The organism is Mesorhizobium sp. SEMIA396 (genome assembly GCF_024518615.1).
Classification (GTDB): Bacteria; Pseudomonadota; Alphaproteobacteria; order Rhizobiales; family Rhizobiaceae; genus Mesorhizobium.
This window is the reverse complement of the sequence record NZ_JANIFC010000004.1, coordinates 108,246-122,374: the sequence shown is the minus strand read 5'-3', so window position 1 is coordinate 122,374 and position 14,129 is coordinate 108,246. Positions and strand designations below refer to the sequence as shown.

Here is a 14,129-nt window from a genome sequence, read left to right as displayed (position 1 = left end):
GAACAAAGCGATGAATTTGAAGGCTCAGCAACTCGACCAGGATGGCTATGACGTGCGCGGTTTTTCGCACGGACTTTACATCGACGGCACTTGGCGGCCGTCCTCCGACGGTCGGCTCATCGATGTCGTCGATCCCTCCTCCGGGGCGGTGATCGCGGCAGTTCCCGATGCGACGGTCGAGGACGCCACCGCCGCCGTCGAGGCGGCGGCCAAGGCGGCCAAAGGATGGCGGGAGACGGCGCCGCGCAAACGCTCGGAAATCCTCAGGCGTTGTTTCGAACTGATGGTCGAACGCTCGGAAACGCTTGCCATGCTGATCTCGCTGGAGAACGGCAAGGCGTTGCGCGACGCGCGCGGCGAAGTGGCGTACGCCGCCGAGTTCTTCCGTTGGAATGCTGAGGAAGCGGTCCGCATCACCGGTGAGTTCGGCACCGCGCCCTCCGGCAGCAATCGCATCGTGGTCGATTATGAGCCGATCGGAATTTGCGTGCTGATCACACCGTGGAATTTTCCGGCCGCTATGGCGACCCGCAAGATCGCGCCGGCGCTGGCGGCAGGCTGCACTGTCGTCCTGAAGCCGGCAAGTGAAACACCGCTGACGGCCTATGCGCTGGCGGCACTCTACAGCGAAGCCGGCGTGCCTGCCGGTGTCGTCAACGTGCTGACCACGACCAGTCCCGGGCCGCTTACTTCGGCCATGCTCGCCGATCCGCGCGTCAGGAAGCTGTCCTTCACGGGGTCGACGGGTGTCGGCCGAACCTTGCTCGGCGAGGCTTCAAAGCATGTCATTTCGTGTTCGATGGAACTCGGCGGCAATGCCCCGTTTGTCGTCTTCGACGATGCCGAACTCGACGCCGCCCTCGACGGCGCGATGATCGCCAAAATGCGCAACGCCGGCGAAGCCTGCACCGCCGCCAATCGCCTCTATGTACAATCGGGAATTTATGATGCTTTTGCCGACGGGCTCCGCAAGCGTATGGCGGCACTTAAGGTGGGAGCGGGACCGAATGCAGACACAGAATGCGGGCCGATGATCACCAGAAAGGCTGTCGACAAGATCGACCGCCTGGTCAAGGACGCCGTGGGCCGGGGGGCCAAGGTGCTTTGCGGCGGGGCGATTTCGGAGGAAGAAGGGTTCTTCTATCCGCCCACAGTGCTGTCCGATGTGCCGCCCGATGCGGAGATGGCGCACGAGGAGATTTTCGGCCCGGTGGCACCCATCACACGCTTCGACACCGAGGCCGAGGCGATCGCACATGCTAACAACACGGAATATGGCCTGGCCGCTTATATATACACACGCGATATTGGACGCGGCATGCGGGTGGCGTCCGGGATCGAGGCCGGCATGATCGGTCTCAACCGAGGACTGATGTCGGATCCGGCCGCACCATTCGGAGGCGTCAAGCAGAGCGGCCTTGGCCGCGAAGGCGGCCAGCACCACGGCATCGCCGAGTTCATGGAGGCTAAATATATTGCCGTCACCTTCTGAACCGGCAGTCATGTCAAACGACCCTTTCCGCACGCGCGACCATGTGGCCGACTTTGACGATATCGTGGCCGACATAGTAAGCCGCAGCGCCGAAACCCGGGCGACCCTGCCGATGTCGGCTGATATCGCCTATGGCGAGGGCAAGGCCGAAAGGTTGGACCTCTTCTTTCCGCCCGGCGCGCGCAGGGATCTTCCCGTGCACATCTTCATCCATGGCGGCTACTGGCGCATGTTCTCCAGGAGCGACTATTCTTATGTAGCGAACACAGTCACCAAAGCTGGGGCGATCGCGGTCATCGTCGACTATGCGCTGATGCCCGAAGTCAGGATGGCGGCAATCGTCGACCAGGTCCGACGTGCCAAACAATGGGTGCTGGACAATATAGCCGCCCATGGCGGTGACCCTGCCCGGCTAAGCGTAAGTGGTCATTCGGCGGGCGCACACCTGGCCACATTCCTGTTCGAAAAGACGCCAATGCCATCGCGCATACGTGCGGCGCTGCTGCTAGGCGGCCTTTACGACCTCAAGCCCCTTCAGACGTCCTTCCTTCAGCCGCTAATCGGAATCACCGATGAGGAGGCAGCTGCCTTCACCCCAATGACGCGGTGGCATGACCCGGAGACGGCAGCGACCATTCTCGTGGGAGATCAGGAAACGTCACCTTTTCACCAGCAGGCCGCCGACTTCGGAAAGCGCTTGCGCGCGCAGGGGCACCTTGTCTGCGACCTCCGCCTGAATGACCGAAACCACATGAACAGCGCGCGTGATCTGGGCATCAGCGGCACACAATCTGGCGATTGCCTGATGGCGATGATCGAGGGAAACGGCCTATAGGACGGAACCTGGGGAAGCAGAGCCGCTTGACTGCCGGGCCAGACACTCCCGTCACTCAAGAAAGTACCGTCACGGGATCGCGGCACGCTACCGGCATCGGGCTGAGCTTTGCGGCAGGTGAATCCGGCAGAGGACACAACCGACGACTCCTCATCCTCTTTCTCCACACTGACGAACTGCACAGCGCATCAGAAAATCGAAATTGCCCCTGCCGCCCTGAGTCGCGATGGTCTTTACGCAAGCAGCCGGCTTAGGGCTGTGGAGGAAACGTCGTCGCGGCAAAGCCCCTGGGCAAGGCCGCTTTGGCACGCCGCTGGTTCAAACCGGCAGCGAGGGAGGGTCTGACTTGGCTGGTTCGGGCAAATCCGACACCGCGCGCTTGGGCATCAAAATGTCCCAGGAACTCGTCGTCGGCGCGATCTCGGCCGTCCTGTTCCTGGTGTTCTCGGCGACGCTCAACAATTTCCTGAGCCAGGGCAACATCCTTGCCATTCTCAAGAATGTCTCGATCCTCGGCACGCTGGCCGTCGGCATGGGGTTCATCGTCGTCGGGCGCGGCATCGACCTGACCATGGTGGCGGTGATGGTGGTCGGCGTCGCCTTCAGCATTTGGATCTCCACCTGGGGCGTCGACTTCACGCTGGCCATCATGTGCGGCGCCATCCTGGTCGCGGTCATCGGCCTGTTCACCGGCGTCATGGTGGCAGTGGCCGAAATTCCGCCGATCTTCGCCACCCTTGCCATCGCATCCTCGGTCTACGGCTCTGGCCGCATCGTCTTTGCGTCCGACGTGCTCTATGCCCCCTCCGATATCGGCTGGCTGAAATTCGTCGGCAACGGAACCATCCTTGGCATCCCGATGTCGGTGATCATCTTCGCGGCGGTGGCCGCGCTCATGGGCTTCTTCCTGAGGAAGACCCGCTTCGGCCGGCTCGTCTATGCCACTGGCGACAACCCGAACGCGGCCCGCACCACAGGGCTGCCGACGCGCCCGATCATCGTGACGCAATATGTCATCAGCGCCCTCATTGCCTATACCGCCGGCATCATCATGCTGGGGCTGGTCACCGGCATCGACACCCGCCTCTACAATTCCAGCCTGATCTACGACGTGCTGCTGGTGGTCGTGTTGGGCGGCATCGGCCTCTCCGGTGGCCAGGGCGGCGTACGCAACGTCATCGTCGGCACCATTCTGGTCGGCATCCTGACCAACGGGATGACGATCCTGAACTTCAGCTACACCAGCCAGAACCTGATCAAGAGCGTGATCCTGCTGGGCGCGCTGGCGATCGACGCCATCATCAATCCGCGCGACGAGCAGACCTCGCAAAGCGGCGACATCTGAAACAAGAACCGAGACATAATCCGGGAGGAAAAACATGAAGTTGTTCAAGAACTGCCTGTTCGCGGGCATGACAGCGCTCGCGCTGCTGGGCGCGGCGAAAATCACCACGGCGCAGGAAACCGACCAGGTCGGCCGCTCCACGTATCTCGAGGCGCTCAAGGGCAAGAAGGTCATCTTCGTGCCGATCTCACAGGGCATGGACCTCAACCAGGCATGGGTGGTGGTGTGGCAGCGTCACGCGGCACGCTACGGCTTCAGCCTTGAAGTGCGCGATCCCTCCGGCGACACCAATGCCGGCATCCGCGCCATGCAGGGCGCCATCGCCGAGAAGCCGGACCTGATCATCGTGCAGAACCCCGACGTCCAGACCTACGCACGCCTGTTGAAACAGGCGCAGGCGGCCGGCATCAAGGTGCTGCAAGTCAACATGCAGTCGGCCACCCAGACCGACAGTTATGTCGGCAACGACTGGATCGAAATGGGCCGTCTCGAAATGGGCGAACTGGCCAAGCACTGCACCGGCCCCAATGCCGTCTCGCACAAGGTGGTCTGGCTCGCCGGTGTCCAGACGGGCGCCGCCAACATCTACATGCGCACCGGCATCGACGAGGTGCTGAAGGCCAATCCCGAGCTGCAGCTCGTCTCCGACCAGCCGGCCGATTACATGAGCGAAAAGGCCCGCCAGATCACCGAGACGGTCCTCCAGCAGCATCCGGACCTGTGCGGCATCATGGGCATCTGGGACAATGCCGAGGTCGGCGCAGGCGCCGCCGTCGCGGCCGCCGGCAAGCAGGACCAGGTGACGATCGTTACCAATGGCGCCGGCAGCGCCACGGGCTGCGAGAGCATCAAGAACGGGCTGCTCGACGTGATCTTCAACTTTAATGCCCCGATCCAGGCCGAGATCGCCGCACAGCAGATTTCCGAGCTGCTGCAGCAGCCCGAGCGGCAAGCGGGCAGCGAGAAGACCATCTTCTTCGGTCCGATCACCCGCGTCGACAAGGCCAATGCGACCGGCAGGAATTGCTGGAAGCTGGACGAGCTCAAGTAACGGACTTCCTTGATGAGCATGGCCGAAAGCCTTGTGCGCTGGCGCTACCGCCTGCTCCCCGACCACGTGGTCGGGGAGATCCTGACCAAGAAGTGGATCGACAGCGTCATCCCCTTCACGGCGCTGGTCATTTTGTGCGCGATCTTCGGCTCGATCGTGCCGGGCTTCTTCGATCTGGCGACGCTGACCAATCTCAGCGGCCAGACCGCCGAGCTTGGGCTGGTCGTCCTCGGCATGACCATCGTCATGGTGTCGGGCGGCATCGATCTGTCGGTCGGGTCGACCTTCGCGCTCGCCGTGTTGGTCACGCTGTATGGCATGAATGTCGAGCAGTGGAGCTTTGGTACCGGCCTTCTGGCGTGCCTGGGCCTCGGCGTCGTCTGCGGCGCCATCAACGGCTTCCTGGTTGGCTTCCTGCGCATGCGGGCCTTTCTCACCACGCTGGTGACGCTCATCATCTACCGCTCGACCTTCGACATCGTCTTCCCGCAGGTCTCGACGCGGATCGTCACCAGCGGTTCGGATTCGCCGGCCTATGATTTCCTTGGTTTCGGCACGATCTGGGGCGTGCCGACATCCTTTGTGGTCTTCGTCGTCATCGCGCTGATCATCCATCTCGTGCTGTCGCGCGCCCGCTATGGCTGGCGGCTGTTCGCGGTCGGCGGCGCGCGGCGCTCTGCCTACAATGCCGGCATCAATGTGCGCTTCATCTTGTTCAGCGCCTATGTCTTGTGCTCGGTGCTGGTGGCGCTCTCCGGCTTCTTCTTCTCGGCCCGCATCGGCAGTGCTGCTTCCGACATCGGCACCGGGCTCGAACTGCAGGTGTTGACCGCGACCGTGCTCGGCGGCATCTCGCTCGGCGGCGGGCGCGGCTCGGTCGCCAAGGCGCTGATGGGCACCGTCTTTGTGCTTGTCCTGTCGAACAGCCTGCTTGCGCTGGCCGTGCCCGGCCCGGTCAATTTCCTGATCCTCGGCATCGTGCTGCTCTTGTCGGTGCTTCTCGACGTACGCTGGGTGAAGAACCGCCACAAGATCCTGCGCAGCGTCTACATCTCGCCGACCTTCGCCAAGATGCCGCAGGCGATCTCGACCGCGCCCGGCGCGCCGATGGCGGTGAACGACCGGTTGAAGGACGTCGGCGTCATCGGCCTCGGCTTTCTCGACGGCGCGGAAGATGTGATCTTCGACCGGCAGGACCGCCTCTACACCGGCAGCCGCCAAGGCGATATCCTGCGCTTCCAGCCGCCGCACTACACCGACAGCGAAGTGTTCGCACATATTGGCGGCTCGCCGCTCGGCATGGCTTTCGACCGCGACGACAATCTCGTCATCTGCGTCGCCGGCATGGGCCTCTACCAGGTCTCGCCGGCCGGGGATGTAAAACTGCTGACCGCCGAGACCAACCGCTCACTGACCTCGGTGGTCGACGACTCCACCATGAAGCTCGCCGACGACTGCGACATCCTGCCGGACGGCCGCATCGTCTTCTCGGAAGCGACAGTGCGCTTCGAGATGCATGACTGGTATGCCGACGCGCTGGAAAGCCGCGGCAACGGACGCATCATCGTCCATGATCCCAAATCCGGTTCGACACGCACACTGCTGTCGAACCTCGTCTTCCCCAATGGCATCTGCACGGCCTTCGACGGCCAGTCGGTGCTGTTCGCCGAAAGCTGGGCCTGCCGCATCAGCCGCTACTATTTCGATGGCCCGAAGAAGGGCCAGGTCGAGCGCGTCATCGAGGGCTTGCCCGGCTATCCCGACAACATCAACCGCGCCTCCGACGGCACCTACTGGCTGGCCCTGATGGGCATGCGCACGCCGGCATTGGATCTCTCGCTTGAAATGCCGGGCTTCCGCCGCCGCATGGCGCGGCGCGTATCGGAAGATGCGTGGCTGATGCCCAATCTCAACACCGGCTGCGTGCTGCGCTTCGACGAGAACGGCCAGATCCTCGAAAGCCTGTGGGACCAGGCAGGCGAAAAGCATCCGATGATCACCTCGATGCGCGAGCACAAGGGCATCCTCTATCTCTGCGGCATCTTCAACAACCGCATGGGCACTTTGCCCCTGAAAGGCGTCGATCCCGACTGGTTCAGCTCGGATTCCTACTGGGGCAAAAAGTCATGAGCGGTTTGAACCAGCTTCTTGACCGCTTTCTCGGCCGTGGCGAGTGGGCCGTGACCGTGCCGACGCTCGACGGGCCGTTGCTGCCCAACCAAGGACTGGAGGAAGCCGAGCCATTCGCCGGCCTCGCCGAGGCCGACAATCTCGTGCGCACCGAAAAGGGCCTCCTGGCAAGCAGCGCGAACCGGCTGATGCGCTTTAGCGCCGACGGCCATGCCGAAACCTTGCAGGAATTTCCGGGCGAGATCACCGCACTCGCCCATGCCCGCGGCATGACCGCGATGGCCATCGACGGCAAGGGCGTCGTCATCCGCGGCGGCCTGCATGACGGGCGCGAGGCGACGGGCGAGGAGGCTCGCCGCCTCTCCTGCATCACCGCTCTCACCTTCCTCGACAGCAACACCTTGCTGGTGGCCAACGGCTCGGCCTCAGTGCCGGCGAGCGGTTGGCGTCGCGACCTGATGCAGAAGAGCGTATCCGGTTCGGTCTGGCGGCTCGATCTGAAAAACGGCCGGCTGGAGCTGATCAGGGATGGCTTGGCCTGGCCGGCCGGCATCGCCACCACCGGCTCCAACCGCATCTACGTCTCGGAGGCCTGGCGCCACCGCGTGCTGGCGATCGACCTTGCCACCAAGGCGACGCTGCCCGTGCTGGAGCATCTGCCGGCCTACCCCGCGCGCATCGCTCCGGCCTTCAACGCCGGCTACTGGCTGACCTTCTATTCCGTGCGCAACCAGTTGGTGGAGTTCATCCTGCGCGAGGAGACCTACCGCACCCGCATGCTGGCGGAAGTCCCGGAGGCCTACTGGATGGCGCCGTCGCTCGGCTCATGGCGCGACTATCGCGAGCCCATGCAAGGCAGCCAGTTGAAGCAGATGAACGTGCTGAAGCCATACGCGGTGACAAGGTCCTACGGGCTGGTGGTCCTTTGCGACCAGAACATGAAGCCGCTGTCGAGTTTCCATTCGCGCGCCGACGGCAAGGTGCACGGGACGCTGAGCGCCTGCGAGCTGGGCGATGACCTTCTGGTCGCCTCGCGCGGCGGATCGAGGATCGTGCGCGTGGCGAGCGCCGCCAGTGGCAAGCGAGGCTAAGCTATGTCGGACGCCAACATCATTGAACTCAAGGACGCCGCCAAGGCGTTCGCGCGCATTCCGGCCTTCAAGAGTGTCAATTTCGACCTGCGCAAGGGCGAAATCCATGCGCTGCTCGGGGAAAACGGCGCCGGCAAGTCGACGCTGACCAAGGTCATGGCCGGTGTCTTCAAGCTGACCGAGGGCAAGATGACCTTCGACGGCAAGGATGTGTCCTTCGCCACGCCCGCCGAAGCGCTGCGCGCCGGCATCGCCATGGTGTTCCAGGAAACCAACCTGGTGCCGGCCATGACGGTGGCGCAGAATCTCTATCTCGGCGAAGAGAAGATGTTCAACCGGTTGCGCGGCCTCTATATTCAGGCGCGGCAGTTCCTCGCCGGCATGGGCTTCCAGGTCGACCCGTCCGCGCAGGTCAGCACGCTGGGCGCGGCGCACAAGCAGATGGTGGAGATCGCGCGCGCCGTCCACCACAAGGCCCGCGTCATCATCTTCGACGAGCCGACCGCGACGCTGACGCCCGAAGAGAAAAGCCACTTCTTCAAACTTTTGCAGCGGCTGGTGAAGGAGGGCATCGCCGTCATCTTCATCACCCATGCGCTGGAAGAGGCGCTTGCTGTCGCTAACCGCATCACGGTCATGCGCGATGGCGAGATCGTCGCGTCCGGCGAAGCCAAGGGCTTCACCCGCGCTTCGATCGTGCAGGCCATGGTCGGCCGCACGCTCACCGAAACGCTGCATGGCGACGTCAAGCGCACGGCGCGGCCTTATGGCGACAAGGTGCTTTCGGTCGAGAACCTGTCCTGCGCCGGCCTGGTGCGCAACTCTTCCTTCTCGGTGTTTTCGGGCCAGGTCACCGGCATGTTCGGCCTTGTCGGCGCCGGCCGCACCGAAATGGCCAAGGTCGTCGCCGGACTGTTGAAGCGCAACATCTTCCACGGCGGCGAGATCCGCCTGCTCGGCAAGTCGGTGCGTTACCGGGTGCCCAGGCCTGCGGTGCGCGACGGCATCGTCTATGTCACAGAGGATCGCAAGGTCGACGGCTTCTTCGAAACCATGACTGCGGGCGAGAACCTTCAAGTGGGTGAACTGACCGAGGGCGCCAATCCCGTCTCCATGGTGTCGCTGGCGCGGGCCAGGCAACTTGCCCGCGAATGGGGTGAACGCCTGAGCCTGCGGCAGACCAGCGACCGAGCCCGGATGATCGAGCTCTCCGGCGGTAACCAGCAAAAGGTCGTGATCGCCAAATCGCTGATCCAGAAGCCTAGGCTGGTGATCTTCGACGAGCCGACACGCGGTGTCGACGTCGGCGCCATCGTCGAGATCCACCAGCTCATCAGCGATCTCGCCGAGCAAGGCATGGCCGTCGTTGTCATCTCGTCCTATCTGCCTGAAATTCTCGCCGTTTCGGATCGCATTCTGGTGGTCAAGCGCGGCCGCGTGGTCGAGGAGATGATGCTGTCGGAGGCCACCGAGGAGCGCGTAATGTTCGCCGCGGTTCATTGAGCGGCCCGACAAGAGAGACACTTTTGCCGGTCAAGCCAGGACCAATGTCTGGCCGGTCCTATTGCCTTGCAATCGGTTCCGCGTCTGAATAGGTCAAAGGGTCAGATCACCCTGCCCGAGCGGATATGCCCAGCATTAACCTCAAACTTCTGCAGACGTTCCTGCTTGCCGCCGAAAACGGCAGCTTCCGTCGTGCTGCCGAGGAGAGCAATCGTTCGCCATCGGCGGTCTCGATGCAGATTCGCGACCTTGAGGAGCAGATCGGCATCTCGCTGTTTATCCGCACCGCACAGCGTGCAAGCCTGACGCCGGAAGGCCAGATCCTGTTCGAGGAGATCGCCAATGTGATGTCACAGGTGCAGACCAGCCTCGACCGGCTGACGGAGGTCGCCGCTCGGCGCAAGGGCAAGGTGCAGATCGCCTGCGCCCCGACGCTCGCGGCAAGCCGGCTGGGCGATATCCTGGCGACATTCAAGTTGCGCTATCCCCGCAGCATCGTCGAGGTCATCGAGAGCCCGCCGCAGGCCGCGCTTGGCCTTTTGCAACAGCAGGAGGTCGAGTTCTACATCGGCCCCGAACTGCCAAACCTGACGGACTTCCAGTTCGAGTCTATCCTCGACGATCCGCTGATGGCCTGCATTCCCACGGAAATATACGGCAGCGAAAAGAAGCTGCTGCTCTCCGACCTGCTGCGCTATCCGCTCATCCTGCTCAACCGCAAGACCGCCGTGCGCGGCCTTGTCGATCGGCTGACGGCGGCGGAAGGCATCGAACTCAAGCCGCAATACGAGGTCGAAAGCGCACAGACGGCGGTAGCGCTGGTGTGTTCGGGACTTGGCGTCTGCGTGGTGCCCGGCATCGCCATTTCGCGCAATGACGAGCGCATGCGAGTGGTACCGATCGACCATCGCGACGCCCACCGCTCCGTCGGCATCATCACCGCGCGGGGCTATGTGCACCACTCCTTCTCCGAACAGCTGATGAACCTCATCCGCACCAATTTGCGCGAACTGGCAAACTGAGCATCGCGCCTTCGGACAGGCACCTTGCACGAGCGCCGAGAATGGTGCGGGAACGCCGTCATTCGCAGCCCGGCCTCACCTGAATATCAGCGCACCCTCAGTCGGTCTGGATCCAGATCGACTTGGTCTCCAGATATTCATGCAGATGTTCGATGCCGCCCTCGCGGCCGTAGCCGGACATCTTCATGCCGCCGAACGGCACCGCCGGGTCGATGGCGTGGTACATGTTGACCCACACCGAGCCGGCCTTGATGCGGCGGGCGAGCTTGTGCGCGGTGCCCAGATGGGTGGTGAAAATGCCGGCTGCCAGACCATAGGGCGTCGCATTGGCCCGCGCCACGGCTTCGTCGAGCGTGTCGAACGGCATCGCCGAAATCACCGGACCGAAGATTTCTTCACGCGCGATGGTCATCTTGTCCGACACCGCGCCGAAGACGGTCGGCGCGATGAAATTGCCGCCGTCGTAGGGCTCGCCGGTCAGTCGCGACCCGCCCGCTATCAGTTCAGCGCCTTCGTCGCGGCCGGCCTTGATATAGCCCACCACCTTGCCGGCCTGCCTGGCATTGATGAGCGGGCCGATTTCGGTTTCAGCCTCGATGCCATGGCCGATGCGAAGCCTGCCGGCAAACTCGGCGACCCGGCGCACGAATTCGTCATGGATTTCGCGCGCCACGAACAGCCGCGATCCGGCGATGCAGATCTGGCCCGAATGCACGAACACCGCCATCGCGGCGACAGGAACCGCCTTGTCGATGTCGGCATCGCGGCAGACGATGATCGGCGATTTGCCGCCGAGTTCCAGGGAAACGCGCTTGAGGTTGGTCACGCTCGCCCGCGCGATGGCCTGGCCGGTCAGCGTCGAGCCGGTGAAGACGATCTTGTTGACGTCGGGATGTTCAGCGAGCCGCGCACCGGCCTCCGTCCCGGTGCCGGTGACGACGTTGACGACGCCGTCGGGAACGCCGGCCTCCTGCATCAGCCTGGCGATCAGCAGCGGCGTCAACGAGGCATCCTCCGAGGGCTTCAGCACGATGGTGCAGCCGGTGGCGAGCGCCGGTGCGATCTTCCAGATCGACGCGGCGGTCGGAGCGTTCCAGGGGATGATCGCGCCGACAACGCCCACCGGCTCGCGCCTTGTGAAGCTGACGATCTCGCCGGGGATCGAATTGTCTATGGATTCGCCATGCAGCGCGGTCGCCATGCCCGCATAGAAGCGCAGCATGCCGATGACGCGCCGCCGGTTGGCGAGCGTGCGCGTGATCGGCAGTCCCATGTCGAGAGTGTCGGAAACGCTGAGCTCTTCCCAATGAGTCTCGAAGAGATCGGCGATGCGCAGAAGCACGCACTGCCGCTCATAGGGCGAGAATTTTGACCACGGCCCTTCGGAAGCCGTGCGCGCAGCGGCCACCGCCGCATCGATGTCGGCGGCCGAGCCACGCGGGACGGTGGCCAGCACTTCGCCAGTCGCCGGGTTGAGCGCCTGCATCTCCTGGCCGGATTGTGCCGGAACCCACCTGCCGCCGACGAACATCGGCCGGAATTCGCCGTGGTAGAGCGCCGTGGCCTTCGCCCGCGGGTCGAAATTCAGCGTCATCCCTTCCTCCTCACAATTCCGTGGCGACTATGCCTCCGACGCCGGTCGACCTCAAACAAGGAAAGCTAAAAGGGCGTTCAGATAATCGGACTGTGCAATGTACGCGACTTCCCCGATGGTGCCGGCAATGGAGGAACAGATATGAGACTTGCTGGCAAGGTCGCCATCGTCACTGGCGGCGGTTCGGGATTTGGCGAAGGCATCGTCAGGAAATTCGTCACCGAAGGTGCGCGGGTCGTGTTGATGGACCGTGATGAGGCCGCCGCGGCCCGCGTTGCTGCCGAAGTCGGCAAAAATGTGCGGCCAATCACTGGCGACGTCTCGACACTCGCAAGCTTCGAAGCGGCGGCAGACCTGGCCCGCTCGGCCTTTGGCGGTCTCGACATACTGGTCAACAATGCCGGCGTGGCCCAGCCGCCCCTGGCGCTCGAGACGATGGACGAAGAGATGTTCGACCGGATCGCCAACGTCAACATGCGATCCATCTACAATGGCGCCCGTGCGGTCGTTGCGCATTTCAAATCCATCAAATCGGGCGCCATCCTCAACGTCGCCTCCACCGGCGGCGTCTCGCCGCGCCCGAATTTGACTTGGTACAATGCTTCCAAAGGCTGGGCGATTGCCGCCACCCGGGCCATGGCCGTGGAACTCGCCCCCTTCGGCATCCGCGTCAACGCCATCAACCCGGTTGCCGGCGACACGCCGCTTCTGTCCACCTTCATCGGCTCCGGCGAGGAAAACCGCGCCCGCGTCGTCGCCACCATTCCGATCGGCAGGCTGTCTACGCCGGCGGACATGGGCAACGCCGCGGCATTCCTGTGCTCCGACGAAGCCAGCATGATCACCGGCGTCGACCTCAATGTCGACGGCGGCAAGTGCATCTGAGCGTTAGACCATTTGGGAGTTGGCGATGAAGCCTGTCTACGAAATCGCCGTGGTGCATGGCGACGGCATCGGCCCGGAAGTCTGCGCCGCAGCGGTTCAAGTGGTGAAAGCAGCGCTTGGTCCCGGCAACCCCTTGCACTTCAGCGAATACCCGGCCGGAGCCGAGCATTTCCTGAAGACCGGCCAGAGCTTTCCCGAGCCGACCTTCCAGGCCTGCCGCGCGGCGGACGCCATCCTGCATGGTGCGGGCGGCTTGCCGGGCGTCGTCCATCCCGATGGAACCGAAGCAGGCCTGGATTTCACGCTGAGACTGCGCTTCGAACTCGATCTCTATGCCAACGTCCGCCCCATCAGGCTCTTCGAGGGCGTGCCTAGCCCGTTGAGCGGAGTGAAGGCCGGCGATATCGACTACATCATCTTGCGCGAGAACAGCGAAGGGCTTTACGCCGCGCGGGGATCGGGCGCCCTGTTGCGCGGCGAAGTGGCGGTCGACACGCTGGTGCAGACCCGCTCCGGCATCGTGCGTATCGTGCGCAAGGCCTTCGAACTGGCGCGCCAGTCGGGCGGCGCGCCGCGTGACGGCGTGCGCCGGGTCACCTGCTGCGACAAGGCCAACGTGCTGCGCAGCTATGCCTTCTTCCGCTCCGTCTTCGACGAAGTGGCGAAGGACTATCCCGATATCGCGACCGAGCACGCGCTGGTCGACGCCATGGCGATGCATCTCGTGCTGAAACCGGGCCATTTCAACGTCATCGTCAGCGAGAACATGTTCGGCGACATCCTGTCCGACCTCGCCGCCGCGACGGTGGGCGGGATGGGCATGGCGCCTTCAGCCGAGATCGGCGCGGCCAACGGCTTCTTCCAGGCCGCGCACGGCTCGGCGCCCGACATTGCCGGCCAAGGTATCGCCAATCCGTATGGGACGATCCTGTCGGCAGCCTCGATGCTCGACTGGCTCGGCCACAAGCATGGCGACGAGAGGCTCAACCAGGCCGCGGCGCGCATCCGTCGCGTGACCGAGGACTGCCTGGCCAACGGGCTTCTGAGCGCCGACCTGAAAGGCAGGGCGTCGACCAGCGAGATAACCCGCTCGATCTGCGACCAGCTCGCGGCAGCGGCGTGACTGATGATCAAGGTGAAGAAAGATCTTGTTGGACCTCGCAAGGTCGGCCAGACGCTCA

General features: G+C 63.6%; 11 protein-coding genes. 10 read left to right on the top strand and 1 reads right to left on the bottom strand.

Annotated features, from left to right (window positions below; translation table 11 throughout):
• Nucleotides 1–10 precede the first annotated feature (10 nt).
• The 8 genes from NP503_RS12660 (at nt 11) to NP503_RS12625 (ending at nt 10,469) form a co-directional block, all read left to right on the top strand.
• Nucleotides 11–1,492 carry an NAD-dependent succinate-semialdehyde dehydrogenase gene (locus tag NP503_RS12660; protein ID WP_127267876.1) on the top strand — a complete coding sequence of 494 codons (1,482 nt, stop codon included), beginning with the start codon at nt 11–13 and terminating at the stop codon, nt 1,490–1,492.
• 10 nt (nt 1,493–1,502) lie between these two features.
• A complete protein-coding gene (locus NP503_RS12655) occupies nt 1,503–2,327 on the top strand; it encodes an alpha/beta hydrolase (RefSeq protein ID WP_164748775.1) in 825 nt (274 codons plus the stop codon).
• Between the two features lie 391 nt (nt 2,328–2,718).
• Complete coding sequence (locus NP503_RS12650; RefSeq protein WP_236383139.1) at nt 2,719–3,672, top strand: ABC transporter permease; 954 nt, start codon at nt 2,719–2,721, stop codon at nt 3,670–3,672.
• Nucleotides 3,673–3,706: 34 nt separating this feature from the next.
• Nucleotides 3,707–4,723: a sugar ABC transporter substrate-binding protein gene (locus NP503_RS12645; RefSeq protein WP_127320431.1), complete on the top strand. Its 1,017-nt coding sequence runs from the start codon at nt 3,707–3,709 to the stop codon at nt 4,721–4,723.
• Between the two features lie 12 nt (nt 4,724–4,735).
• A complete protein-coding gene (locus NP503_RS12640; protein ID WP_127326922.1) occupies nt 4,736–6,853 on the top strand; it encodes an SMP-30/gluconolactonase/LRE family protein in 2,118 nt (705 codons plus the stop codon).
• Nucleotides 6,850–7,944 carry a strictosidine synthase gene (locus NP503_RS12635; RefSeq protein ID WP_236383140.1) on the top strand — a complete coding sequence of 365 codons (1,095 nt, stop codon included), beginning with the start codon at nt 6,850–6,852 and terminating at the stop codon, nt 7,942–7,944. Before NP503_RS12640 ends, NP503_RS12635 begins: the two co-directional genes overlap by 4 nt.
• 3 nt (nt 7,945–7,947) lie before the next feature.
• Nucleotides 7,948–9,447 (top strand): sugar ABC transporter ATP-binding protein, encoded by a 1,500-nt coding sequence (locus tag NP503_RS12630; protein WP_236383142.1) that lies wholly within the window; start codon nt 7,948–7,950, stop codon nt 9,445–9,447.
• A gap of 125 nt (nt 9,448–9,572) precedes the next feature.
• On the top strand, nt 9,573–10,469 hold the full coding sequence (locus NP503_RS12625; protein WP_236383143.1) for a LysR family transcriptional regulator: 897 nt from the start codon (nt 9,573–9,575) through the stop codon (nt 10,467–10,469).
• Nucleotides 10,470–10,566: 97 nt separating this feature from the next.
• On the opposite strand, the gene NP503_RS12620 is transcribed toward NP503_RS12625, so the two are convergent.
• Nucleotides 10,567–12,063 carry an aldehyde dehydrogenase gene (locus NP503_RS12620; RefSeq protein WP_236383144.1) on the bottom strand — a complete coding sequence of 499 codons (1,497 nt, stop codon included), beginning with the start codon at nt 12,061–12,063 and terminating at the stop codon, nt 10,567–10,569.
• A gap of 141 nt (nt 12,064–12,204) precedes the next feature.
• On the opposite strand from NP503_RS12620, the gene NP503_RS12615 reads away from it, so the two are divergent.
• Both NP503_RS12615 and NP503_RS12610 read left to right on the top strand, forming a co-directional pair.
• Nucleotides 12,205–12,948: a glucose 1-dehydrogenase gene (locus NP503_RS12615; RefSeq protein WP_023808968.1), complete on the top strand. Its 744-nt coding sequence runs from the start codon at nt 12,205–12,207 to the stop codon at nt 12,946–12,948.
• Nucleotides 12,949–12,973: 25 nt separating this feature from the next.
• The gene (locus NP503_RS12610) at nt 12,974–14,071 is read left to right on the top strand and encodes an isocitrate/isopropylmalate dehydrogenase family protein (protein WP_236383145.1); all 1,098 of its coding nucleotides are present in this window, start codon (nt 12,974–12,976) and stop codon (nt 14,069–14,071) included.
• Nucleotides 14,072–14,129 lie beyond the last annotated feature (58 nt).

Coding starts and splice junctions, on each gene's coding strand:
- NP503_RS12660 (WP_127267876.1), top strand. CDS start 11: ATGAATTTGAAGGCTCAGCAACTCGACCAGGATGGCTATGACGTGCGC.
- NP503_RS12655 (WP_164748775.1), top strand. CDS start 1,503: ATGTCAAACGACCCTTTCCGCACGCGCGACCATGTGGCCGACTTTGAC.
- NP503_RS12650 (WP_236383139.1), top strand. CDS start 2,719: ATGTCCCAGGAACTCGTCGTCGGCGCGATCTCGGCCGTCCTGTTCCTG.
- NP503_RS12645 (WP_127320431.1), top strand. CDS start 3,707: ATGAAGTTGTTCAAGAACTGCCTGTTCGCGGGCATGACAGCGCTCGCG.
- NP503_RS12640 (WP_127326922.1), top strand. CDS start 4,736: ATGAGCATGGCCGAAAGCCTTGTGCGCTGGCGCTACCGCCTGCTCCCC.
- NP503_RS12635 (WP_236383140.1), top strand. CDS start 6,850: ATGAGCGGTTTGAACCAGCTTCTTGACCGCTTTCTCGGCCGTGGCGAG.
- NP503_RS12630 (WP_236383142.1), top strand. CDS start 7,948: ATGTCGGACGCCAACATCATTGAACTCAAGGACGCCGCCAAGGCGTTC.
- NP503_RS12625 (WP_236383143.1), top strand. CDS start 9,573: ATGCCCAGCATTAACCTCAAACTTCTGCAGACGTTCCTGCTTGCCGCC.
- NP503_RS12620 (WP_236383144.1), bottom strand. CDS start 12,063: ATGACGCTGAATTTCGACCCGCGGGCGAAGGCCACGGCGCTCTACCAC.
- NP503_RS12615 (WP_023808968.1), top strand. CDS start 12,205: ATGAGACTTGCTGGCAAGGTCGCCATCGTCACTGGCGGCGGTTCGGGA.
- NP503_RS12610 (WP_236383145.1), top strand. CDS start 12,974: ATGAAGCCTGTCTACGAAATCGCCGTGGTGCATGGCGACGGCATCGGC.